We start from the raw sequence: 23,393 nt of genomic DNA on the forward strand, positions 1-23,393 counted from the left end.
TATGGTTATAGCAACACTAGATGATCAATATCAGCAAACACTGCATCTTCTTTTAAAGCATAATCAGGAATTAAAGGAAACGGCTATTAAAAGGGTATTGGTGCTTTATGAAGAAGAAAATTTTTTTATTGGAGATACCTGTATTTTATTCGATCGGTTTCGGTTGTGCAAGCGATTTTTTGGTGAACACGTGACGATTGATATGAACTGCCTGAATAAAAAATATACAACGCTGTATCAGGCCTTCGCCCGGAATAATCCGCATATCAATAAGATATACAACCTGGATTATGCGGAGGTTGATTTTGAACAGTATGAGGTGGTGATCTATATCGCCTATAATGAAGCGGTGTTACTAAAGGAGCTGCATACACGCTATGCAGACAGGATTCATAACGGACAGTTTAAGGTAGCGGTATTTTCTTTTTCCGCCTTGTTACTGGCTCCCCGAAGAGAAGTGGAGACCGTATTTTATCCGTATGAAGCCCTGCTTGATTTTCTGCAGGGAGTACTGGGTGAACCACATGAACTTTATCTGGAACCGGCAGAACGGGAATGGGGAAATACCTGGCTGCGCGAACATCACCTGCAGGAAGGAGAGCGGTTGTTTATATTATTGGATTCTTCTTCCAGCCGGGAGAAGTTATGGCCGCTGGACGTGTATTTTGAAATACTCCTGTATGTACTGAAACAGGAAAATATAAAGGTGTTGATCTTTGATGAGAATAATATGGGGAAGGAAGATTTTTACAAAAAGTGGTTGGGTAGTAAACTCATGAAAAAGATCATTGTAGCAAAAGGTCTGACATTGAGAGAAGCGATGCCGATACTCGGCGCCGATAACACCAGATTTATACTGGGGCCCTGTACGGGCATGGTGCATTGCGCATCCGCGATCTATAACAATGATGTCAGCAATGGGAAGCCGGTGGAGCAGGTACCTTTGATGATTACCTATACCGGCAAGTGGGATGCAGATTCCTGGTGGGGAAATGCACCACTGATTAATTGTTTGCTGCTTCGGCGGGAGGAAGGAGACATCCGGCTGACAACATTATCTGCCCTGGATCCGGCTGCCAGAACTAACTACGATGACCGGCTGGGTTGTAATGATTATTCGGCAGGGATGATTATCAACTATATTAAAACAAAGTTGTAAAGACCATATGATAAGTTGATCCGGGATCAGACAGGTACCTGTCTGATCCCGCCAGCCGGCTGGCGGGGATGTATAGGCGGAGAATTAACATAACGGTAACGTTGGAGAATTATCTTTGACGCGTGAATAATTTATCTGATGAATGGCTGTTCCGGGAGGTACAGCAGGATAACGAGGATGCTTTCCGGGAATTGATGCAACGTTATAGCGGTCAGTTGTACCGCCTGGTGTATAAGCATATAGGTACATCAGCTACTACAAAAGATATACTACAGGAAATATTTATCGCTGTCTGGAAAAACCGCCATAAGATTATCGTTACGGCTTCTTTATATCCTTATTTATACCGGGCTGCAAAAAACGCGGTGATAGATCAGGTACTGCGCTCAAAAAAGAATATAGCTATTGATACACAGCTGGCCGATTCGCTGGCAACAGATCATGCGGGTGTAGAAGATCAGCTGTATCTGCAGGAGCTGGAAGCATCGCTGCAGCAATCCGTTAATGCCATGCCTGCTACGATGAAAGCAGTATTTATGCTGAGCCGGGAAGAACAACTCTCTTCCCGCGAAATTGCTGCCCGGCTTAATCTCTCCGAACAAACGGTCCGTAATAATATTTCCCTCGCACTCCAAAGAATCCGGCACCAGCTGGGTACGCCTGTGCTATTGTTGTTATTACCCTCCACCCTGATCTTCGATTTTTTGGTAACATTAAGTTAACATCATCTGTCGGTACAATAAGCCTTTTATCCGGTTAATAGGGATATGGGACAACAATTACCGGATCACCTGCCACGGTGGCTACTCCTGAAATATAAACAGGGAAATTGTACAGCGGAAGAAGTCCGGCTGGTAGACGCCTGGTTCGATCATACCGCAGACGTGATCAGCCCGGAAGAAGCGCCTGATCTGGAAGCGGTACATCAGCATGTCATGGAACGTATCCGTAAAGGTACCAGCAAGAAGGTGAAACGGATACGGCTATACGCTGCTGCTGCCAGCCTGGTACTGCTATTCACCACTTTCCTGATGAAAAACAATACCCGCCGGGTGGCGCCTCCCGCCAGCTGGACAGCCATACATACTTCCGCCGGCGAACTGAAAAGGATCATCCTGCCAGATAGTTCTTCCGTGCTGCTGAACAGCTGTTCTCAACTCCGTTATCGGCAGGATTTTACACAGCAACGGGAAGTATACCTGCAGGGAGAAGCCTTTTTTGATATTAAAGCAGATGCAGGGCATGCCTTCCGGGTGCAATCCGATAGCCTGCATGTACAGGTACTGGGTACCCGCTTTAATATGGCTGTCTATCCCAATGAAGGCACGGCAGCAGTGGTATTGGAAAGCGGGCAGGTGAAGGTAAACGGTACAACAAATCCGGCAGCGGGGATCGTATTACGCCCCGGAGAAATACTACGTTATGCAGGAGGAAATATGCAGGTAAAGGAAGCCGACCTGGAAAGTGCCTTTGCCTGGCAGCAGGGCATGCTATTGTATAAAAATGTACCGCTGGGTGATATCTGCAAAGACCTGGAACGCCGCTATGGCGTGCATATCCGGATCGTTGGCAAAAAGTTACCGGCTACTGCCTGGTACTATACTTCCCGTCGTATCCCGCTGCCAACAGTACTCAAAGTGCTGAGTGAATCCGGCAGCGGATTCCATTACACCATCAACAACAACGAGATTATTATCAGATGATAGAAAGATAGTTAAATAAAAAGCGGAAGTGTTTGCACCACCTCCGCCGGATTCGTTTAACACATCAGGATTTTCACCACCATAATGTTTATTAAACTATGCACAATTTTACAAAAAGTAGTGTAATTAAATCGCTATTGTTTATGGGGAAGCTCGCTTTTTTTTCCCTGATTGTCATGTTTTGCTCTGTCAGCTTGCTCATCGCTGCACCCGGCAGTTCGCAGAACTTGCGGAAAGTACCGGTAAGCGTACGTTTCAGTCAGGCTAAGTTGGGGGAGATGCTGGATACCCTGGAAGCACGTGCTGCCTTCCATTTTTCGTATCCGGCTTATCTCAGAGAAAGGGGACCTGTTAGCCTGCACCTGCCGCAGAGCAATCTGCAGGAGGTATTGCAGCAACTGGCAACCGCACTGGATCTGCAGTTTACCCGTACCGATGGCCAGATAGCCGTACGGGAAGTGGTGCCCGGTAAGGCGCCAGAACAGGCTACTGGTGCGGTGCGTGGCAGGGTAGTGGATTTTGAAACATCTACGCCGCTGCCGGGAGCTACGGTGGTACTGATGCCGCTTAATAAAGGGCAGGCCACGGATGAAAAAGGCTATTATCAGCTGGCCGGTATTCCTGCCGGTAAATACGTACTGAAAGTAAGTTTCATCGGTTATCAGGAATACCAGCTGCCCATCACTGTCACCGAAAAAAATCTGGTGCTGGACATCAAACTGCAACCTGCTGCCAACCTGAATACCGTAGAAATAAAAACCAGGAAAGGGTTTTCGCAATCGCCGGTTTCCTATACCAGCGAAAAGGAACTGCTGACAACCATCCGCAATGCAAGAGGAATCGTGTCTGGTATTTCCAACGAACAAATTGTAAAATCTGCCGACCGCAATGCGGCGGAAGTAGTACGGCGTGTAGCCGGTGTCACGATCGTAGATGATAAATTTATTATCGTCAGGGGTATGAATCCGCGCTATAATCTGACCTATCTGAATGATAACCTGGCGCCTTCTACAGAAGTATACAACCGCTCCTTTGCCTATGATATGATTCCTGCACCGGTGATCGACAGAATACTGGTATTTAAATCTCCTTCCGCAGAGCTGATGGGCGATTACGCCGGTGGCGCTGTGAAAGTGTTTACCAAAAACACGAAGCCGGTGCGTCACTTCGATATGGGGATACAAGGTGGTTTCAGGGAGGGCAATACTTTCAGCGACTTTTACGTGGCGCCCAAAAGCAGCACCGACTGGCTGGGCTTCGACAATGGTTTGCGGAAGCTGCCTGCCTACCTGCCCACTTACCGTGCATCCGGTGGCAGATATAAGATGAGTCAGCAGGAGATGATCAGCGGATTTTCTGATCAGTGGAGCTATCACCGTAAAAAAGCGATGCCGGATATGCAGCTGTTCCTGAACTACTTTGATAATTTCCGGTTGGGTCGCTGGCGGTTGTATAACCTCACTTCATTGACCTATACCAATGAAAACCGCCATTATGAGCAGCAACGCCAAACCGGTAATACCCATGCTTACCGGCTGGATAAATACGGTTTCCAGGTAGGTGGCGCCAATACCATTGGCGTGAATGACCTGAGCACGCAGGTGGCGAAAGTAAACCTGATGCAGAATTTTACTTTACGGATAGACAGTGCCAACAGGATAGAATGGAAAAACTTTTTCCTCAATGAAGGTAAAAACACAGTTGGTATACAAATCAATAAACAAAACAGTGATCCGGCTTTTGCAGTCCAGGATAATTTCCGGGAAACGAAACAAAACCTGCTCCAGTTCCAGCAACGGCTGTTGTACAATGGTAACCTGGACGGCTATCATACCCTGGGCGCTAAAAAGAAGCAGCAACTGCACTGGAACCTGGGTTATGCCTATAGTAAACAGGATATTCCGGACCAGCGTGTTTCCCGGTTTTACAGGGCATATGCACCCACAGGCATCATCTCGGCCGAAGACCCGAAACTGCATTGGATCGTGGATTACGGCGTAAGCGAAAACCAGCTGTTCTATGGTATGGCGAACCGCTTCTTTGTACAGAACAGGGAAAATACCTACAGTGCGGCGATCGATTATTCGCTGCAGCTGTCGCCTTCCTTTTTGCTGAAAGCCGGTACCTACCAGCTTTTCCGCAACCGGGTTGTAGAACGCCGGTTCTTTAAAGTAACAAGAGGTGGCCTGACCGGTGATGAAACCACCCTGCAGTTTACATCGGGCGGATGGGACAACAACGGCCGTATTCATCCGGGCCTGCTGACTTTCCGGGAACAGGATCTGGCCAGCTTCTGGCAGCCACATAACTTCCGGGATGATGGCAGTGGTCTGCAGTTATATGATAAGAGCAGTCCTATTGATCGTTATGTGGCGAGCGAACAGAATAACAGTGGTTATATCCAGGGGGAGTGGACAGGATTGGACAGTACGCTCACCGTGCAGGCGGGCCTTCGCTTTGAACATCATCAGCAACAGGTTTCCGGCGCTGCCGCATACGGTAGTATATTTTTACCGTTGCAGGTAAAATTGCCGCAAGATCAGTTGCTGCCCAGCATACAGGTGAACTATCGTCCGGGACGCAGCTGGGTTTTCCGCGCCAGCTACGGCCGTACGGTAAACAGACCGGAACTGCGGGAAATTGCTCCTTTCAGCGATTTTGATTTCGTAAACCAGGAAAGGATCTCCGGTAATACCCTGCTCACCGGTACTGTAATCGACAATTATGATTTCCGGGTAGAGTTGTATCCCCGCAGCAACGGTAATGAAACCGTGAGTGCAGGTATCTTCTATAAAAATCTCGACAAACCGGTTGAACGTTTAAGATTTGCCAATGGCAATGAAGTATATGTAGGCCAGACCGGCATTACCTACTTTAATGCAGACAAAGCCACCGTATACGGACTGGAAGTAGAATTACGTAAACAACTGGATTTTATACCGGGTGCATTGTTCCGCAACTTATCAGTAGTCTTTAACGGCGCATGGATGGAAAGTAAGGCTTCCCGTGCAGCACTGCCGGCACGACCTGCCGGTGTTATAACCGTAGCCGGTGATAAAATGGGTGTTTTTAAAGACCGCCCGTTGCAGGGACAGGCGCCATACGTCATTAACGCTGGCCTGTACTATGAAAACCCAGGATGGGGTACCAAATTCGGTGTATTGTTCAACGTTAGTGGACCATCTATCTATGCACTGGCAGATGTCAACGCAGAAGAGTTGCTGCAGCTCCGGAATAAAAAAGACGGATATACCCTGGCCGATTACGTTACGCTGGAAACTAAGCCAGACCTGTTGGAGCTGCCACGTAAACTGCTCGATTTCTCTTTTACACAACGGTTATACAAATCACTCCAGATGAAGCTGAACATTCAGAACCTGCTGGATGAACCCGTGCATATTGTAGAAGACCAAAACTTCAATCACCGCTACGACCGGGAGCAGGCTACGCCAGCAGCGACGGAACAATTTAAAGGCCTTTTATATTATGAAGGCGACAATACCTACCTGAAATACCGTACAGGAAGATATTACACCGTTACGTTCACTTATTCCTTCTGATCTTATTGTTAGTATATGAAATACTTTACCCAGTTATTAACTGCTATGATATGCCTGGCTTTGACTTTTACCGGTTGTACTGACCAGGGAGAAAGAGTGTTGCCGGCCAATAGTTCCCTTGCTTTTTATAATGCTTCCCAGTTATTAAGACAGGACCTGGAAAGGAAAAATCCGGGCGTGGCGGTAAAGCCTGCCTTTATTCTGGTAAATACGCCGGTACCGGTGAAGCCGGATACATTGCGGTTGCCTGAAAGACAGTATATCCCGCATTTTGCGGTGAGCATGTCCGGACAACAATTCTATCCGATGCTGAATGTACAGCCGATTCCTGTTCCCTGGTGTTCCTATATGCGGGTAGTGCCGGGCACACAGGAACTTACTTTCCTGCAACCGGATACGACGGCCGCGGTAAAGACAACCATTACTGCCGGTCAGGATGTATCACAAACCGTATTCCTGACAGATAGCCTGGGCATCTATCGCACGATTGTTACCAATGATGAGCATACGGTTTATGATAAGGGTTTCAGTCTTAGAATCATACAGGCTACGCCGGATACAGGCTTATTGCGCGTGAGGGTGAACAGAACCTGGCTGGGCGAAAACTGGGGCTATGGTACGGCCTCCGGGTTTTATCAGCTGCCTATGGCAGACAGCTTACAGTCTGCGCTATATACCGTGCAGGTAACTCCTGCGGGCGATACCACCAACGTGTTGAAACAGTACCTGCTGAAAGCAGGCCGGATGCAATCCTACACCCTTATCATCAATGGCTATCTGAATTATCATGAGGAAACAAATTATGCTTCACCGGATTTCAGGCTTTCCTTCATCAGAAATAAATAATAACATGAAAAAGATAACTGCTGTAATATATATGCTGCTGTTGGTGGGCTGTGTAAGTATGTCCTGCCGGAAAGTGGAGAATGATATCGACGATCAGTTTGAGCAGCCCAGTGTGAGTACCACCACTTTCACCATGGCCAATGGCAAAAGCTTTGAATATCCGAAAGCAGCGAAACCCGGTGATACCATTACAATCGGTGGCCGGCTGAATCTGCACAAAGGAGCTGTCATCCGCCTTGGGAAGGAGAATGCAGCCATCATTAGTGTAGATACGCTGGCATACAAATATTTTTTCACAGGGCAGTGGTACACGTTTGAGGTAGCCAGGTTTGTGGTAACGGCTGGAATGGGATCAGGACCGCAACCATTAGTGGTTACCTGCGGCCGGTTCAGCAACAAGGCGCCGGATATTTTGCTCATGGTGCCGGGAGAAGGAGGCAACCAGCCCGATACCACGATGATGGTCACGGCCGTATTTAACCACGGTATCCCTGATTTTGCGGTGAGGTATAAGCCGTATAAGGAGAATGAATATTTTACCCGGGGCCGCCAGGTGACCAGTAACGGTACCGTGTATATCAGCAGTGCCTGGGATGTCTATCGGTTTGCCAACGGACAGGTAGAGAACGTGCTGAAGAAAGAAGATGGTATTATCATCGATGGGCAGCAACTGGAGATAAAGGAAATCCTGGGCATGGCGCCGGACCCCGCGAATACACAGTTGTACCTGTCTGTCAGGGCTATCGTACCGGCAACGGATGATTACCGGTGGGCGAATTTCCTGTTGCGGAAAGATCTGGCCAGCGGGCAGATCACCGTGCTGAATAAAACGGAGCTGGAAGTATATCCCGACTTTGATGATATGACGGGTAATACCCGTCCGGCTACACCAGGTTGGCGCGGCAAGGCCAGTCAGCTGCCGCTGTTTGCCACACAACTGAAAGTAGATGCCAAAGGCCGCCTGCTGTTTGCAGATGACAGATTAAAGTTCTATGGCCGGATAGATGCGGCAGGTAATGTAACGCCATTAATAGAAAGTTACTATGGTCAGGGCGGACTTTTTAAATACCTGATGCTCTTCGGATTTACGCAGGATGGGCTGGCAGCCTTTGTGGCACATGAAAATAAACCGGATTATCCCTGGTCTTCCGGTGTGATGGTATATGATCTCGATAGAGAGGAACCGGATACCTATGTAGATGCCGGTGTGAATTTCACCTATGCCTCTTTTGATCCTGACCCGGCCAGAAGGATGAAAGAAAAGAACGGCTTTTTTGGTATTCCTGAAATGGAAATTCCTACCGGTACCTATTTGCCGGTTTCCCGGAAAGAAATGCTGTTTGTAAACTCTTTCAGTATGGCTGCTGTCAATCATACGCAGGCCTATTTGTACGTCTATGCGGGTATCGAGCTGGGGTGTACCAACACACAGAACCCTGATCTCCTGTTGCCAAAACAAAAAGAACTGACTGGCCCGGCCCTGTACGTGAATTATGGATTCAGTGAAGAACAGGGTAACCTGGTTTTCATTGGTACTGATGCCAGTGGCAAGGTGTATTTTATGCGTGGGGGTAAGAAAATAACTTATCCTGCCCGCAAATATGTGCCGCCTTATATCTACACTTTAGGTAAATGATAGTACAGCTAAAAAGCTGCCACGCCGCAGGCGTGGCTATAAATGGCACGGTACGCCTGATCTGATCCGGCATGGTAAATGTGAAAGGATAGCGGAGTAAAACGTTGTTTATGAAACTACTTACCTTATTGGCGGCGATGGGGTTATCGTTGCCCGCCCTGGCGCAGGACATTCCTTCCGGAGAGGTACCTGCCGCTGTGATGAAGACCTTTAAAACCAGCTTCCCGGCTGCCACAGGCCTGGAATGGGAACGGAAAATAGTTGGATATGAAGCGGAATTTAAGGTAGATCACCGGGAACACAAAGCATTGTTGGATAGCGCCGGTAACCTGCTGCGCTATAAACAGGAGCTACCCGCTTCGGCATTGCCGGTTGCGGTGAAAAATACGGTCAGCCAGCAATACAAGGGATTTCGGATATCGGATGCCGCCCAGGTGACCAGGAACCAAAAGGTCTGGTACCAGCTGGAATTGGATGGAGAACCCCATGACCAGAAAGTAGTGTTGTCGAAAGAGGGGAAAGTAGACAACACATTGGGGTATTGGTAACCGGAAAGTGTTGTAAGGGGCTGATCATGTTGATCAGCCCCTTTTTTGTGGGCGTCATATGTGTATAGATCAGAAAGGTATTATATTAGAGGAAGAATGATTTTATTATCAACGCTAAAATAGTTGCATGAAGCCCCTGATTATCCGAAAAGCCCCTGCAAACCTGTATGTTTTATTAGTGCTGGCCGTGTTGTTGTTGCTGTTTTTTTGCTATATTTTTTATGGATTTTTTACACCGGTAACGATATCCATTTTTACTGTTTTGAGTATCATTCCTGTATTGATGTTCAGCTATGCGCTGCGCGAACTCATTAAAAAGACGCCTCAGCTTACCTTTACGCAGCAAGGGTTAATGTTGAAAGATAGCCGTTTTTATGCCTGGGAAAATATAGCCACCTTTATAAGCAGCACAGAGGAAACCGGGAGTGATAACGCCGGGCGCATCTACAAAAATTTTATCACGCTGTCATTGAAAGACGGAACTGCTGCGAAGATAGCCATATCGCACCTGGATAGAGATGCCGCTGAAATCAGCTACCTGCTGGAGATGTATATGAAGAGAATCGATGACGCGGAGAAAAATAGGGCTGTCTAAAAGCTGCTGTTAATCGTAATAAAGATAGATCGTAACCGCAACAGGAGGCCATCAACTGCTATGTTGCGGTTTAACATGCAGGCAAATACAGGTACTATATCACCTTTTTCAGCGCGATAATGCCCCGTGATCGCAGAGAATAGCGGTAATATTGTATCGTATAACTTTATGATTTAAGTAGTATGGCATACGGATACAGTCCACTTTTTACTTAAAAATTAAGCGTATGAAAAACTTAAAATCAGTCGGCAAGCGGCTTGCCAGAAGTGAACGCAAAGCTATCCATGGTGGAAGCAGCATATCCAACAGGGGATGTGCGGACCAGATTTGCGGTGGCATAACCGGACTGGAGTGCTCACCGGATTGCCGTTGTGAACCGGCTCCGATCTGCTGTGATTTCCCGGGAAGGTGTGTGTGGCGCTAACATCACAGGCCTTCCATGTAAAAGACATTAAATTTATGACCATCCGGGTCGGAAAAAACGAATCCATAATATCCTGCTCCCAATGCTTCCGGCCCGGAAATAACTTGCCCGCCGGCTATCTCCGCTTCCTTTGCCCAAGATTTACTTGGTCTGTGCTTTCCGCGGAAAGGGTGAACACAATTTCGTTGACCGCATGTGAGTCAGCAATCTCATTTGGCGCAATCAGCCACATAAATTGTCGTATTCACCACGCATGACTATGCCTGGCAGGAATTAACTTTGTGGTATCATCCCGATATGAAAAGAATGCGTCGGGGTAGTGACGCAACATTTATTTATTTTAAAAAAGAACTTATGTCCTTTCAGGCTTATCTCGACAACATTCAAAAGAAGACCGGTAAAACAGCAGATGATTTTAAAAAACTGGCAGATGCAAAAGGATTTTCCGACAAGGGGGTATTAAAACCAGCCGTAAAAGCCACCCAGGTGACCAACTGGCTGAAAGAAGAGTTTGAACTGGGGCATGGTCATGCCATGGCGGTTTACGCCTTACTAAAGGGCATTAAAGAAGAAGGTAGTAAATAAGATCAGGAAATAAAAAAGCAGGACCGCATGCGTGCGATCCTGCTTTTTCCCGGCAGGTAGCCGGTTATAATTTTTTCTCCAGGATATACATATCCAGGGGCGCTTTGAGTATACCAAATGTTTCAGGGATATCCAATGGAATCATCTCACCGGTTTTTACATAACCCCGGCGTTCATACCAGCTGATTAATTCATACCGGGTACTGATAACTGTCATGGTCATGGTGAATTTGTTATGGTTGACCGCAATGGCTTCCGCTGCCTGCAATAATTGCCGGCCTATGCCTTTATCCTGGAGTAGCGGAGATACCGTGAGCAGGCCCAGGTACATCTTTTCTCCTTTTACCTGTAGGTACACACAGCCTTTTATTTGTTGATCTTCAGCTGTATATTTTAGTATTGTCGTATCGGTATCCGCTATATAGCGGGCCAGGCTGGCGGCATCAATCCGCTGTCCGCCTATCATATCCGCTTCGGATGTCCAGCCTTGTTTGGACACTTCTCCGCGATAAGCGCTGTTAATTAATGCAACCAGCTGTGGTATATCGGTATCAGTAGCTTTGGTAAAGTGCATAATATTTGTTTGAAAGCGATGTAAAATAAGCAATATGTCCGGAATTAAACAGGTTGCTTATCTAGTGTTGCGCATTCTTATAGCAAGCAGTTGTAAAATGTAATATGCATTTGCTATATTACACAGGATACCAGTTCGTGTATCGCTGTATCCCGTGATGAAATATCCCGTTATGATTTGGTGTGAACGCGCTATCACCTGTTTTGTTTATTAACATATCATGTACCTGATTACAATGCTTTAACAGCTATTCATCTCATCAACCAGCAATCCCCGGTGAATGCCGGATATATAAAAAGTGACAGCCTGATAGGATCGGAGATGCTTTTTCTCTATTCGATTTTATGCATCATGTACAAGCACAGGTCACTTAAATTAACAGGAGGGAAGCTGGCGCTTTCACGGGTATGATGTATGCAGGTATCCAACCTGCCGGATACCCTGGCTTTTAAACAGCAGTTGTCGGTTATCATTTTTAAATAAGGTGAATCATCTTCATTATAACCACTGCTGTAGCAGTATTTTTTAAACCTTTAAATTTTATACCTTGAAAAAAGTACAGGCGTTAAACAAAAAGCTGACAAGAGATGTATTGAGAAGTATTGTAGGCGGAGGAAAGGCATACCCATGTCCGGATGTGATATGTAACAACGTTACGAATGGTACCTTATGTACCCGGACAGTAGGTTGTACCTGCAGTTTGGTTTACAAACAATGTCACCATATTAACTAATGGTATAAGGCTGCTTTATCCGTAAAGCAGCCTTATGATCGGTTGAGCAGCAATCCTGCTGCGACACGCTTTATTAGTATAACAAAGCGCATTGGATAAATGGATAAATACATAATCGGAGTAAGGCTCGTATTCCGTCAATATTGGTTATTTTAGTAGGGTAGTCCGGCGTTGTAAACAGTAGGCTTTTTCTTTTCAAAGAAGATGAAGGGTTATAACAACATCATTTGTCATTCCTATGAATGACTCATCTACTTATAGAGATGTACATCTATAATCATTCCAGGAAAAGGATTATACAACTCCTCATTTTGGGAGTTGTGTTGATTTTTATTACCCGGCTATTCTTCATGCAGGTAGTAGAAAAAAAGTATTCCAAACTGGCGGATGCCAATGCCGTATTACGTGAGGTGGTATACCCCAGTCGTGGTTTGATCTATGACCGCAAGGGACGAAGCATATTGGAGAATGATGCGATGTACGATCTGGTGGTCACCCCGGCCAATGTGAAACATATTGATACTACTTATTTATGCGAATTGCTGCAGATAGATACTGCGGAGTTTAAAAAGCGGATACTTACGGCTATTATTAAAAACGGACGCGTACGGTCGTCGGTATTTGCACCTTTGCTGTCGCAGCAGATATACGGCAAGCTCGAAGAAAGCATGTATCTGTTCCAGCCGGGTTTTGAACTGGTATTACGACAGATCCGCTTTTATCCCTATGCGGCAGGCGCCAATATATTGGGATACATCAGCGAAGTGTCTCCGCAAATGCTGACCAATCCCCGTTTCAGCGCTTATCAGATGGGCGATTACCTGGGAATGACCGGCCTGGAAAAAACGTATGAAACCGTATTGATGGGGCAACGGGGTATCCGGTACCGGGTGAAGGATAACCTGAACCGGCCGCAAGGACCTTACGAAAACGGGGAATTCGATACCGCTGCTATTGCCGGTAAAAACCTGCGGTTATCATTGGACGTGGAGCTACAACAATTAGGAGAGCGGTTGATGCGGAATAAAATAGGCAGCATTGTGGCTATTGATCCGCAAACGGGTGGTATACTGGCGATGGTGAGCAGCCCCACTTTCAACCCCAATCTGCTGACCGGTAGCTACCGGGCGCGTAATTTCAGTAAACTGTTTACAGATACCACCAAGCCTTTATTTAACCGCGCGATACAAGGTACCTACCCGCCCGGATCGTCCATGAAACCTTTAACCGCACTGATAGCCCTGGATGAAGGGCTGATTACTTCCAGCTTTGGATATCCCTGCCGCGGCGCTTACGTGGCTTGTAACCGACCTATTAAATGTGAGCATAGTGAGCCGGGGCATGCCGCCAATCTGCGGCTGGCTATTTCTCATTCCTGTAACGCCTACTTTGTGAACCTGTATCGGATGGAGGTGGACGCAAAAAAATGGGGTAATACCCGCAAAGGCCACCAGCGATGGTTTGATTACATGACATCCTTTGGTTTGGGCCATCGTTTAGGGATTGATGTTCCCGGTGAATATCCGGGCTATGTGATAGATACCATCGGGATGAATAAAAGATATCGCGGGCAGTGGAGTTCCTGTACGGAATTATTTGTGGGTATGGGACAAGGCGCGGTGTCTGTTACGCCACTGCAGATGTCCAATGCCATGTGTATCATTGCCAATCACGGGTATTACTATCTGCCGCATTTTGTATCCGGAATAGATAATGATGAAGCGGACCTCTTGAAAAAATACAAAGAAAAACATGTGGTAGCACGGGTATCGGATACCACCTACAAATCGGTTATCTATGGTATGCAGGATGTGGTGGCCAGTGGTACCGGCCGCAGGGCACAGGTAGAAGGCGTCATGGTGTGTGGTAAAACAGGGACGGCAGAAAACAATGCCATGGTAAACGGAAAACTGACGAAGTTGAAAAACCATGCTTTTTTTGTTGCTTTTGCCCCTCGTGATAATCCCCGGATAGCCATTACCGTATTGGTGGAAAACTCGGGTTATGGTGGTACTTTCTCTGCGCCCATTGCAGGTTTAATGATAGAGAAATACCTGAAGGATAGTATCTCCGTCAAAAAGAGGGAAGTCATGAGAACGATGCTCGATTATAATACCATTGATCCGGTGGTACGTAAGCAATCGGTGCTGGATTCTTTAAACGGAGCAGTCGCCAAACTGACCAGTGCGGAAATACTTAAACTTTATTTTGGCTGGTGAAAGCGCTTATGCTGCCAGTGCTGCAGTGCTGATTTATCTGGCTGTATTATTTTAGCAGGGGACGCATAAGAATGATAGCACAATATATAATAGCTTTGTAGCAGCGTCGCAGATAAAAGTATGAGCTGCCGGCGCTGGTTGATATGCAGGAAAAACTCAGGGCACATATAGAAAAGATAGTACCACTGACGGATGAAGAGTTCGCATTTATAAGTGCGCATTTCACCACCGAAGTATATAAAAAGCGCGCCTGGCTGATTCAGCAGGGAGAACGGGTGCGACATGTTTATTTTGTGGTATCGGGGCTGTTGATGTTGGTACATCACGATGAACAGGGAAAGCAGCATATTGTTTCCTTTGCGATGGAAGACTGGTGGGAGAGTGATTTCCTGGCCTATTACACCGGCACTCATGCAACCCTGTCATTGCAGTGCCTGGAAGATACGGAGGTGTATTGCCTCACGCTGGAACACTACCAGCAACTATGTGCAGGCCTCCGGAAGATGGAACATTTTTTTCTGCAAAAATCTACAGCAGGACATATCGGATCGCAGCAACGTATTTTGTCCTTTCTTACTGCCAATGCCCGTGAGCGTTATGAACAACTGCTCAGGCGGTATCCTGCCCTGTTACAACGTGTACCTAAAACCTTACTGGCTTCCTATCTCGGTGTTTCGCGCGAAACCCTCAGCCGGATCTGGCGCTCTGCCTAGCTTTATTTCCATCCGTTCGTTATTGTGATGTTTGTCACACAAAAAAAAGGGTATTGTACGCACCTTTGGCGGGTACAATTTTTTACTGACTATTGTGTCTGTAAGGCACAATGCAATAACGTAAACCCATGGAAAAAAAAGTAGTCAATCCCTGGCAATGGCAGGATGAACGCAGTTATGTGCAGGCGGTGGAAGTAAAGGCGATAACAGGTACCCTTTATTGTTCCGGGCAGGCAGCCATACATGCGGATGGTACCAACAGTACCGGCGATATGAAAGCCCAGTTGATATTATCACTGCAAAACCTGGAACAGGTGATTCAAGAGGCAGGATATGCATGCAGTGGTATTGTGCGGTTGAATATTTATACCACCTCCACGGCGGAGCTATTCTCCTGCTTTGATATCTTTCAGCACTGGATTGCACAGCATGGTATCCGGCAGGCAAGTACGGTGCTGGAGGTGAAAAGCCTTTTTGAAACCTTGAAGGTTGAACTGGAAGCTACCGTAGTGAAGTAACTGCTTTAAAAGAAGAGACACGGCTTTAGAAATGATAAAGTATACCAACGCCAATACCTATGTAGGATGCATTGGCGGGATTGTAGAGCCGTGGCTCCGGTTGATTGGGATCGTTGGGCGCATCAAAGAACCCCGACTTTCTGTATACCCATGATTTCTGACTGGTAGTCAGCTGCGGTAGCTGATCCACGCCATTGATGGTGTTTTGCGTATAATGCCCCCGGTCTATGGATAAAGAAAGCATTTGGCCGTTGATTTCTGTAAAGAGGGATATGGCCTCCGCAACACGGAATGACAGCCCAAAACAGGCAGAAAAGCCTACTTTGGCTTTTGCCTGTTCCTGCGACGTGGTCACCAGCTGGATACCCTGGGCATCTGTGATGAACTGCACATTCACATGCTCATGACGCCGGGTGTTGACGGCAATGGCCAGTCCCAGTTTGGTATAGATAGACAGCAGATCACCACTGTTACGAATGACAATGAGTGGCTTGAAAAGCACACTGCGGGCATAATCGGTCACATCGCCATTGATACTATCTTCCGTACCATTGTAGTAGGCGCGCATCTTTTGTCCCATCAGGTATTCTACATTCACTTCAAAGCCAAAGTTGGGGTTGATCATCTTGCCGATGCCCAGCTGGAAATTTACGCCCTTGCCATAAGAACCATAAATACCTTTGGTATAGGCTTTTCCCTGGACGGTTACTTCTGCCTCATTGATCTTTTGCGGATTGCCGGCAAAACCATAGGTGGTTTTGAAAATGAGATAGGGAGCCGTGCTTTGCGCTGCAGCGGTAGTGGTGAACAGCAGCAGGAGGCAGGCCAGGTGTATCGTCAGACTATTGATCTTCATAAGGGCAGCTTTAATTTTTCTGGAAATATTTGAAGATGAAATCCCGTCCGTTGGTATAAAAGAATTTATGCATCACCGTCTCCGGAGAGAGGCCATACAACAGTCTTTGCTGGTTATGTATTTCAGTGAATATTTGTACAAATGCGACCATCTTTTCATGAAAGAGCGGAATCGATTCGGTGGTGGGAGCTAACTGTAACGGTTGTATGAATCCATCGTAATCCGATCCGATGGCCACATGGTCCCAGGCACTGGCATCCTGGCGGCCGCAAACACTGATGGTATGAAAAATATTACGTAGCAGTGGTTCGGCGCGGTAATAATCTTCAAAGGTGATGTTGTGACCATTGGATAATTTAAACTGATGACGTAGGGCAAGATCCCTGAATATCCTTTTCAGGTGCAGTTTATAGCGCCAGGTATAGTTGGGCATAGTGAAGCCCAGGATACGCCGGTCGAGGTTCAGCCCTACGATGCCATCGCTCTGGTAGATATACCGGATTTCTTCATCGCAGAAATTGATACCCCAGGGATAAAACCAGCCGAGGGTATTGAAATTGGCGGTGTTATCGAAAGGGTTGAAGGAAGCCGGTACGGTAGCCGGATTATCACCAAAGTACCGGGCCCGGTCTTCCGGCCGTAAGGCCTGGGTATACGAGCGCCAGTATTGATCTCTTTCATTCGCCTGTATTTTATAAAAGGTGCGGCCAAAGATGAGTTCCTCATAAGAGTCACGCAGTGGATATAAGCCGGTAGCCATCGCTACGGGCCTGCGTTTTCCGCTGAGTCCTATATGAGAAGCGATGATGGGAATGAGCGGTTTGCCTGTTGCCCGGCGGAGGGTATTGACACTATCGATGAATGCATAATACTCAAAACGGGCGCGCAGGTCCATGTGTTTCACATCGATGTAGATAGGTTGCTGATAGTCATGTTCGGCATCCAGCAGTTTACACATCACAGCATAGCCAATGTCGGTGCGGTATTCATCGGGCGTATAGGGAGTACGGATCTTCATACTACGGGCGCCTGTTGTTACAAGGCTATCCCGGTAACGCTCGCCCTGTACCTGCCCGATGATACCTTCGCCGTATTTGGCAAAGACGTTTTTACGGAAGTCGTCAGACAAGCTGGCGGCGGTGAGCAGTCCCCGGCGCAGGCCGGGCTTATCCAGGCTTTTAGCGTTACCAAACATTTTGTTCCAGCCGAAATGTGCAACCGTGATGAAGAATACCCGATGTGGCAGTTGCCGCATTTTTTCGATATTGCCCAATATTTCAGCCCGACAGGGGGCGCCGCAGTCTTTGTCTTTGATGCTGTCTATCCGGCTCAGTACTTCGTTACCAAAAAGTACATGTCCGCCTTCCGCGGTGATCACCAGGCCGATGCCGCCTTCCGCAACAATGCGCCGCAGGTCGGCATTGTTTTTTGCAATCAGTATTTTAGTGCCGTTGTGTACCGAGTCCTGATGAATGGCATAATAGTATTCTCCCATAAACTCCTTGAAAGAGGAGTTGTTTTCGGCGGCCAGTACTTCCTGCCGCTTCATGGACATATGTGTCACAAAATGGAGGTTCATCCACCGCGACCCAGGCGATGACAACATGATCTTTTCAGGTGGCGTAATAGACATACACAGCACCGACCCTCTCAAACCCTGCAGGTTGGCGTAGTTGCACTGATCATAGTTACTCATGTTAGACTCTTTCCCATGCTTTTTGTCTTTCGGTTTTTTCGTATGTGCGATCCAGTCAGTATGACCATATTTTTTATGGAGATAGGCAGCGTTGCCGGCATGTAAGATGGTGCTGTCCGGATCTTTTACAAAGCGGTAGTAATTTTTGAAAGAGGTATGAATATGGAAATCGGAGAAAGACCGGTATCTGGAAGTATCCCGTTGCTGTGCCCCGGCAGTACTGAACAATAATAAAGTGCCTGCTGTGAGGCATCTGTAGATGTTGGTTAATAACTGCATCTGGCCAGGTTTACAGGAGAATTATATATTCCGGCAGGGCTGTGAGTCCGTTAGTAGGTGATAAAATGCCAGCTGCACGGTGATTCAAGGTAGTTACTACTAACGTTGTTGGGCTATCTGATTGACGGAATATCATTTTATTATCTCCTTAAACAACAGAAAAACAAAAATGTTTTAAGAGAGAAGGGGGCGTTTGTAAAGGGGAGTCTATTCTTATTTTCTTTTTGAGAACAAAAAAACTTATTTTCGTATCCCATCTACCTAACTATTTTTCCTACTGACTTACAGCTACTGATATTATTTTAACTAAAAAATCGAATGGCTTTCCTTGTGTTAAGGTGGTGCATTCATAGTAGTAACCTGGACCTAAGGATTTCTGGTAAGATTGTATTAGTAATGCACTATGTCTGCCTTATATTTTGTCTCAAACAATTTGAGATATATGATTTAAATATTATGTCTGGATGGCCTGTTATTGAGTAAGAAGAATCTTTGGTAACGTGTTGTTTTTCTCTACATTACTATTGCCCCATTTACCGCTCTTTTATGAGAACATTGGTTATTTCCCTCCTACTATTCCTATCATGCAGTTGGCAACTGACTGCACAGCCTCAATTATTATCATCGGATAAGAAATCCATAGAATATCAGTTCTTTCATCAACGAACGTCTGGCCAACCGGGGTTACCCAATAACATCGTTTCCGATCCTTTTGATAATGGTATGAACGAACAGCATCAGCGCATGCTGCCACCTCATAACATACTACCACATCAAATCACTGCTTCACAACAGACAGCACAGCAGGCAGCCGTAGCATACGAGATCATGGAAGCGAATGCCTACTGGGAGCAAAAGGCCTGGTTTAACAAGACTGCTGCTTACAGACAGGCATTTGATCAGCTGAATCAATTCAATCCGGATAGTTTTTCCATTACCAACGCGGTGTTGCTGGTTGAAAATGCTTTCCTGGATAATAGGCTACCTTATGAAGCGTTGTTAAATGGCCTTAAATACCGGGTGGAACATGTAAAGCAAATATTGAAGCGGGAGGGCCTGGATGTGCGGAACCAGGTAGCGCTAAATTACGGCATTCAAAAACTGTTCTCACAATCCAATATTTACCATAACCCTGCCACCGGGAAAAATGTGGTTATTCCCCCCTTTCAGTATGACCACATTGATTTCCGCGGTGAAGAGGATTATACCAGGATGTTTACGATAAAACTATTGGGAACAGGTAAAGGGCAATGTCACTCTATGCCTTTGCTGTACCTGATGATCGCTGAACAATTAGGTGCGAAGGCATGGCTGTCACTGGCGCCGCAACATTCCTTCATACAATTTACGGATCATAATGGGCATCTCATGAATTTTGAGACTACTAACGGGCACCTGGTTTCTACGCAATGGCTATATCAGTCTGGTTTTATTAACGCAAACGCCTTAAAGGAAAGAACTTATCTGGATACACTTTCGCAAAGGCAATTGTATGCGCAATGTCTGGCGGACTTACTATTAGGGTATCTGGCAAAATTTGGGCATGATGTATATGCAGAACATATCAGGGAAAGCGTTTTACGGATTCATCCTGGTAATATGACTGCTTTGATTGTGGGGGCTAATATTAAAAGGGAGATAGCCATACGGCAAATAGCTACTGCGGGGTATCCGCCTCCCGATAAACTACCTCAATATCCCATCGCCTATCAGGCCTATTTGGACATGCAGGCGGCCTTTGAAAAAGTGGACGCCCTGGGCTATCAGGATATGCCCAGGGAAGCTTATCAGGTATGGTTGAAATCTATTGAAGCCGAAAAGAAAAAGCAGGAATACAGGATACTCAAGGAAAAAATGAAGCGGGAGATAACAGGCCTTAAAAATAATAAGGAAGCACGACACCCTAATCGTTAATCTTTTTAAACCCCTACCTTGATATGGAGTTTAAGCCAATACTAATATTTATCTTGCTGATGGGATGTCTGACAGCAACAGGACAAGATTATAACCCCTTTAAGTCCATTGGCAGGAAAGCGAAGATATTAACCCTTTCCAAGGGTAAATACGTGGAATTTTTTGATATGGATACAGTGCAGCGTATTGGCACTGTATTGTTCAATATCCGCCAAAAAAAGGTGGTAAGGTTGCTGAATGCGGATAGTACCTTTAGTAAGGTGTCTGATAACTCCGCAGCCAGCCGGTGGTATAGTATTGATCCGTTGGTGTATTTGTATTTTTCTTATTCGCCTTACAGTTTTACCTTAAATAATCCGATAAAAAATTTTGATCCCGATGGTCGGCTGGTTATTGGAAGTACAAAGGAGGATGCAAAGAAGTTTCAAAATGATTTGAATCAAATGTTAAAGGATAGGGCTTATGATCAGCTCAAAGCCTTAATTGGCATAAAAGGGAAAACGTTTCAATCGATAAATGAGGATGCTTTTGCTAAAGCAACTGCCGGCCTGAACGATGATCAAAAAGCTTTTGCTCAAACGGTATTTAATTCCATTAATTCAAAAGATGAGCATATAGTAGAATATGTGAGCAAGATCGGAAATCTATCAAAGGAAGCATCCGATTTACTCAATGATAAAATAGGAGGGGCGTTTACGAAAACAATGGAAAATAATGAAGGTAGGTTATCTGGTGGGCTTATTGCTGGTATATGGGGGGCTACGACAGTAAATACCAGGTCGGGAACACATTCTATCATCATTGAAGGCCTTACTCCCGAAGAAGCAGGGGGCGACTATCTTAATTCAACAACTAATACTAAGGGTGGTAATCCTGTAGGAAGACCAGGTGTTGCAGGGCATGAAGTTTTCGGGCATGGCAGATATTCAGCAGTAGGTGGCGAAGAAACTGCTGGACATCATGTAAATGCCATTCGAATGGAAAATCTTATCTTACGAGTCATGGGACAAGGTACAATACAAAGGACAGGAGAGGATCACACTAAAAAAACAAAAATTCAAAACCCCAGTGCATTACCTGTATTTTAAAGCAAAACGATTACCATGAAAGTTGTAAAAATATTAGCGGTGTTTGTCGCCTCAGTTTTATTTTTTACCCTAAATGGTAAAGCACAGGATTGTAATCCATATAAAATTATAAAGACACTGATTTCATCACAAGAAATAAATGGAAACTTCCCCATAGTTGATAGTCTATTCCCTATCCAAACAAAAAAAAAATCCGTAGAATTTATCGGTCTTCTTACAAAGGAAGAACAAAAAGAATTTAAAAAAAACGTGAAAGCTACCAGCGGATTTAAATTATGCGCTGATTCATTAGCAGCATTAAAGCTAATACCAGCCCCTCCAATATTTCAAGCATTGGCAAAATTTGATGCGTCAAGTGCGAAAATTATTGATAATAACAAACCATTTTATCTGGCATCTGCTCCTGTCTTTTTTCATAACAATACTAAAGCAATAATCTATCTGATTCTCGTAAAAGGATTTGGTTCTATCTACATCCTTGAAAAGAAAGGAGATGCTTGGGTAATAGTAAAAGAAATATACGGTTGGACGAGTTAACCCCCAGATATTTAAATTGTTCTCATTTTTAAATACGTATAAGTTTTATGATACGTGTTCTAGTTGTAGTTATTTTATTCTTTTATTTCAATAGTGTTACCGCCAATATACTATCTGACACAATTCGTAAAAATTATGATAGTGCATTTATAGAGTTGAATTATAGCGTAAAAAATGACGGATTGTTTAAGGAAGCTGTTTATATCGTTGAGAATACTTTTTTTAATAATAAACTAGATCGTGAGAAATTTTATAGACCAATAGATGATTTGAGAACCCTCTGTCTGTTGTGGACTAATTCCAATAGAATTACTGAATATCGTTTTTCAGATAGCTTAAATCTTCAAAAGAATTTTTCAATATATTCAATTTTAAAAGATACTGTGAAATTGATAGATGAAGATAGTTCCGTTTATTCTTTTGTGCCGTTTATATACGATTTTAGTGATTTTAATGGATCACATAATTGGTCAAATATGTTTGTGTCTAAGCTTTTGATTACCAGAAGCGGGAATTGCCATAGTTTTCCTTATTTATATAAGATTTTAGCGGATGAATTAAAAGCCAGTTGCTGGCTTTCATTAGCTCCCAATCACATTTACATCAAAAACAGATGTAAGGAAACAGGCTGGTACAACACGGAACTAACCTCCGGTCAATTCCCGATAGATGCCTGGATTACTGCATCTGGCTATATACCGTTAAAAGCTATTCAGAATGGTATTTATATGGATACCTTGAGCAACCGGCAGGCGATTGCCTTATGTATACTAGACCTGGCAAAAGGGTATGAATTTCAAACGCGTGACTATTATGATGGATTTATATTAAAGTGCTGTGAAGTAGTACTGGCATATCACCCGGTTAATGTGCAAGCCTTATTACTAAAAGCAGAAACACTGAAACGGCTATATGAAAAACAGGAAAAAGCAAAGGATTACGCTGCGAAAAATACCTATCATGAAATGGAGCAGGTATACATAAAGTTATTTGAACTGGGCTACCGGGAAATGCCGGAAAAAATGTACCTGCAATGGCTGGCAGGTTTGGTTACAGAAAAAGAGAAATACAGCAATAAAAAGCTACATGCAACCATCAAAGGAACTAATACACCTGCCAAAAAGAAATAACTTTCGATGTCCTCTTATATCCTGCAGGTCTTGCATGTAAAGGTTTTTAAAACAACGATGCTACGCTAAAATTTTAACAC

At 45.2% G+C, this 23,393-nt stretch carries 19 protein-coding genes; 16 read left to right on the forward strand and 3 right to left on the reverse strand.

Annotated features, from left to right (window positions below; genetic code table 11):
• Window position 1 precedes the first annotated feature (1 nt).
• The 9 genes from OL444_RS15205 (at window position 2) to OL444_RS15245 (ending at window position 11,056) form a co-directional block, all read left to right on the forward strand.
• On the forward strand, window positions 2-1,159 hold the full coding sequence (locus OL444_RS15205; RefSeq protein WP_264732018.1) for a glycosyltransferase family protein: 1,158 nt from the start codon (window positions 2-4) through the stop codon (window positions 1,157-1,159).
• A 122-nt stretch (window positions 1,160-1,281) separates the two neighbouring features.
• Entirely contained in the window at window positions 1,282-1,881 is a 600-nt protein-coding gene (locus tag OL444_RS15210; protein ID WP_264732016.1) for an RNA polymerase sigma factor, read from the forward strand.
• A gap of 45 nt (window positions 1,882-1,926) precedes the next feature.
• Complete coding sequence (locus tag OL444_RS15215) at window positions 1,927-2,862, forward strand: FecR family protein (protein ID WP_264732014.1); 936 nt, start codon at window positions 1,927-1,929, stop codon at window positions 2,860-2,862.
• Between the two features lie 143 nt (window positions 2,863-3,005).
• Entirely contained in the window at window positions 3,006-6,422 is a 3,417-nt protein-coding gene (locus OL444_RS15220) for a TonB-dependent receptor (RefSeq protein WP_264732012.1), read from the forward strand.
• A gap of 15 nt (window positions 6,423-6,437) precedes the next feature.
• Window positions 6,438-7,268 carry a DUF4397 domain-containing protein gene (locus tag OL444_RS15225; protein ID WP_264732010.1) on the forward strand — a complete coding sequence of 277 codons (831 nt, stop codon included), beginning with the start codon at window positions 6,438-6,440 and terminating at the stop codon, window positions 7,266-7,268.
• A gap of 4 nt (window positions 7,269-7,272) precedes the next feature.
• On the forward strand, window positions 7,273-8,904 hold the full coding sequence (locus tag OL444_RS15230; protein WP_264732008.1) for a hypothetical protein: 1,632 nt from the start codon (window positions 7,273-7,275) through the stop codon (window positions 8,902-8,904).
• Between the two features lie 110 nt (window positions 8,905-9,014).
• Entirely contained in the window at window positions 9,015-9,452 is a 438-nt protein-coding gene (locus OL444_RS15235) for a PepSY-like domain-containing protein (protein ID WP_264732006.1), read from the forward strand.
• A 127-nt stretch (window positions 9,453-9,579) separates the two neighbouring features.
• Window positions 9,580-10,047, forward strand: a complete 468-nt coding sequence (locus OL444_RS15240; protein ID WP_264732004.1) for a hypothetical protein — start codon at window positions 9,580-9,582, stop codon at window positions 10,045-10,047.
• A gap of 778 nt (window positions 10,048-10,825) precedes the next feature.
• Window positions 10,826-11,056 (forward strand): DUF4287 domain-containing protein, encoded by a 231-nt coding sequence (locus tag OL444_RS15245; RefSeq protein ID WP_264732002.1) that lies wholly within the window; start codon window positions 10,826-10,828, stop codon window positions 11,054-11,056.
• A gap of 64 nt (window positions 11,057-11,120) precedes the next feature.
• Here OL444_RS15245 and OL444_RS15250 read toward each other — a convergent pair whose 3' ends face one another.
• Window positions 11,121-11,630 carry a GNAT family N-acetyltransferase gene (locus OL444_RS15250; RefSeq protein ID WP_264732000.1) on the reverse strand — a complete coding sequence of 170 codons (510 nt, stop codon included), beginning with the start codon at window positions 11,628-11,630 and terminating at the stop codon, window positions 11,121-11,123.
• A 975-nt stretch (window positions 11,631-12,605) separates the two neighbouring features.
• Between OL444_RS15250 and mrdA the strand changes: the two genes are divergently transcribed.
• The 3 genes from mrdA (at window position 12,606) to OL444_RS15265 (ending at window position 15,813) form a co-directional block, all read left to right on the forward strand.
• Window positions 12,606-14,582, forward strand: a complete 1,977-nt coding sequence (gene mrdA / locus OL444_RS15255; protein ID WP_264752022.1) for a penicillin-binding protein 2 — start codon at window positions 12,606-12,608, stop codon at window positions 14,580-14,582.
• 143 nt (window positions 14,583-14,725) lie between these two features.
• Window positions 14,726-15,295 (forward strand): Crp/Fnr family transcriptional regulator, encoded by a 570-nt coding sequence (locus tag OL444_RS15260; RefSeq protein WP_264731999.1) that lies wholly within the window; start codon window positions 14,726-14,728, stop codon window positions 15,293-15,295.
• A 128-nt stretch (window positions 15,296-15,423) separates the two neighbouring features.
• Window positions 15,424-15,813, forward strand: coding sequence for a RidA family protein (locus OL444_RS15265; RefSeq protein ID WP_264731996.1), 390 nt, complete (start codon window positions 15,424-15,426; stop codon window positions 15,811-15,813).
• A 25-nt stretch (window positions 15,814-15,838) separates the two neighbouring features.
• On the opposite strand, the gene OL444_RS15270 is transcribed toward OL444_RS15265, so the two are convergent.
• Both OL444_RS15270 and OL444_RS15275 read right to left on the reverse strand, forming a co-directional pair.
• Window positions 15,839-16,669, reverse strand: coding sequence for an outer membrane beta-barrel protein (locus OL444_RS15270; RefSeq protein ID WP_264731994.1), 831 nt, complete (start codon window positions 16,667-16,669; stop codon window positions 15,839-15,841).
• A gap of 10 nt (window positions 16,670-16,679) precedes the next feature.
• Window positions 16,680-18,644, reverse strand: coding sequence for an amidohydrolase family protein (locus OL444_RS15275; protein WP_264731993.1), 1,965 nt, complete (start codon window positions 18,642-18,644; stop codon window positions 16,680-16,682).
• Window positions 18,645-19,190: 546 nt separating this feature from the next.
• Between OL444_RS15275 and OL444_RS15280 the strand changes: the two genes are divergently transcribed.
• From OL444_RS15280 to OL444_RS15295, 4 genes are read left to right on the forward strand one after another with little or no spacing between them, the layout of a single operon-like run.
• On the forward strand, window positions 19,191-20,558 hold the full coding sequence (locus OL444_RS15280; RefSeq protein WP_264731991.1) for a hypothetical protein: 1,368 nt from the start codon (window positions 19,191-19,193) through the stop codon (window positions 20,556-20,558).
• A gap of 23 nt (window positions 20,559-20,581) precedes the next feature.
• The gene (locus OL444_RS15285; RefSeq protein ID WP_264731988.1) at window positions 20,582-21,646 is read left to right on the forward strand and encodes an RHS repeat-associated core domain-containing protein; all 1,065 of its coding nucleotides are present in this window, start codon (window positions 20,582-20,584) and stop codon (window positions 21,644-21,646) included.
• Window positions 21,647-21,661: 15 nt separating this feature from the next.
• Window positions 21,662-22,183, forward strand: coding sequence for a hypothetical protein (locus tag OL444_RS15290; protein WP_264731987.1), 522 nt, complete (start codon window positions 21,662-21,664; stop codon window positions 22,181-22,183).
• Between the two features lie 47 nt (window positions 22,184-22,230).
• Window positions 22,231-23,313: a hypothetical protein gene (locus tag OL444_RS15295; RefSeq protein ID WP_264731985.1), complete on the forward strand. Its 1,083-nt coding sequence runs from the start codon at window positions 22,231-22,233 to the stop codon at window positions 23,311-23,313.
• The last annotated feature ends 80 nt before the right edge of the window (window positions 23,314-23,393 follow it).

Origin of the sequence: Chitinophaga nivalis, assembly GCF_025989125.1 — a bacterium.
GTDB lineage: Bacteria > Bacteroidota > Bacteroidia > Chitinophagales > Chitinophagaceae > Chitinophaga > Chitinophaga nivalis.

Bases quoted from the DNA above. Each gene is read 5' to 3' on its own strand.
- OL444_RS15290 (WP_264731987.1), top strand. From the start codon at position 21,662: ATGAAAGTTGTAAAAATATTAGCGGTGTTTGTCGCCTCAGTTTTATTT.
- mrdA (WP_264752022.1), top strand. From the start codon at position 12,606: ATGACTCATCTACTTATAGAGATGTACATCTATAATCATTCCAGGAAA.
- OL444_RS15230 (WP_264732008.1), top strand. From the start codon at position 7,273: ATGAAAAAGATAACTGCTGTAATATATATGCTGCTGTTGGTGGGCTGT.
- OL444_RS15215 (WP_264732014.1), top strand. From the start codon at position 1,927: ATGGGACAACAATTACCGGATCACCTGCCACGGTGGCTACTCCTGAAA.
- OL444_RS15265 (WP_264731996.1), top strand. From the start codon at position 15,424: ATGGAAAAAAAAGTAGTCAATCCCTGGCAATGGCAGGATGAACGCAGT.
- OL444_RS15250 (WP_264732000.1), bottom strand. From the start codon at position 11,630: ATGCACTTTACCAAAGCTACTGATACCGATATACCACAGCTGGTTGCA.
- OL444_RS15240 (WP_264732004.1), top strand. From the start codon at position 9,580: ATGAAGCCCCTGATTATCCGAAAAGCCCCTGCAAACCTGTATGTTTTA.
- OL444_RS15245 (WP_264732002.1), top strand. From the start codon at position 10,826: ATGTCCTTTCAGGCTTATCTCGACAACATTCAAAAGAAGACCGGTAAA.
- OL444_RS15280 (WP_264731991.1), top strand. From the start codon at position 19,191: ATGAGAACATTGGTTATTTCCCTCCTACTATTCCTATCATGCAGTTGG.
- OL444_RS15260 (WP_264731999.1), top strand. From the start codon at position 14,726: ATGCAGGAAAAACTCAGGGCACATATAGAAAAGATAGTACCACTGACG.
- OL444_RS15275 (WP_264731993.1), bottom strand. From the start codon at position 18,644: ATGCAGTTATTAACCAACATCTACAGATGCCTCACAGCAGGCACTTTA.
- OL444_RS15225 (WP_264732010.1), top strand. From the start codon at position 6,438: ATGAAATACTTTACCCAGTTATTAACTGCTATGATATGCCTGGCTTTG.
- OL444_RS15220 (WP_264732012.1), top strand. From the start codon at position 3,006: ATGGGGAAGCTCGCTTTTTTTTCCCTGATTGTCATGTTTTGCTCTGTC.
- OL444_RS15285 (WP_264731988.1), top strand. From the start codon at position 20,582: ATGGAGTTTAAGCCAATACTAATATTTATCTTGCTGATGGGATGTCTG.
- OL444_RS15235 (WP_264732006.1), top strand. From the start codon at position 9,015: ATGAAACTACTTACCTTATTGGCGGCGATGGGGTTATCGTTGCCCGCC.
- OL444_RS15295 (WP_264731985.1), top strand. From the start codon at position 22,231: ATGATACGTGTTCTAGTTGTAGTTATTTTATTCTTTTATTTCAATAGT.
- OL444_RS15270 (WP_264731994.1), bottom strand. From the start codon at position 16,669: ATGAAGATCAATAGTCTGACGATACACCTGGCCTGCCTCCTGCTGCTG.
- OL444_RS15205 (WP_264732018.1), top strand. From the start codon at position 2: ATGGTTATAGCAACACTAGATGATCAATATCAGCAAACACTGCATCTT.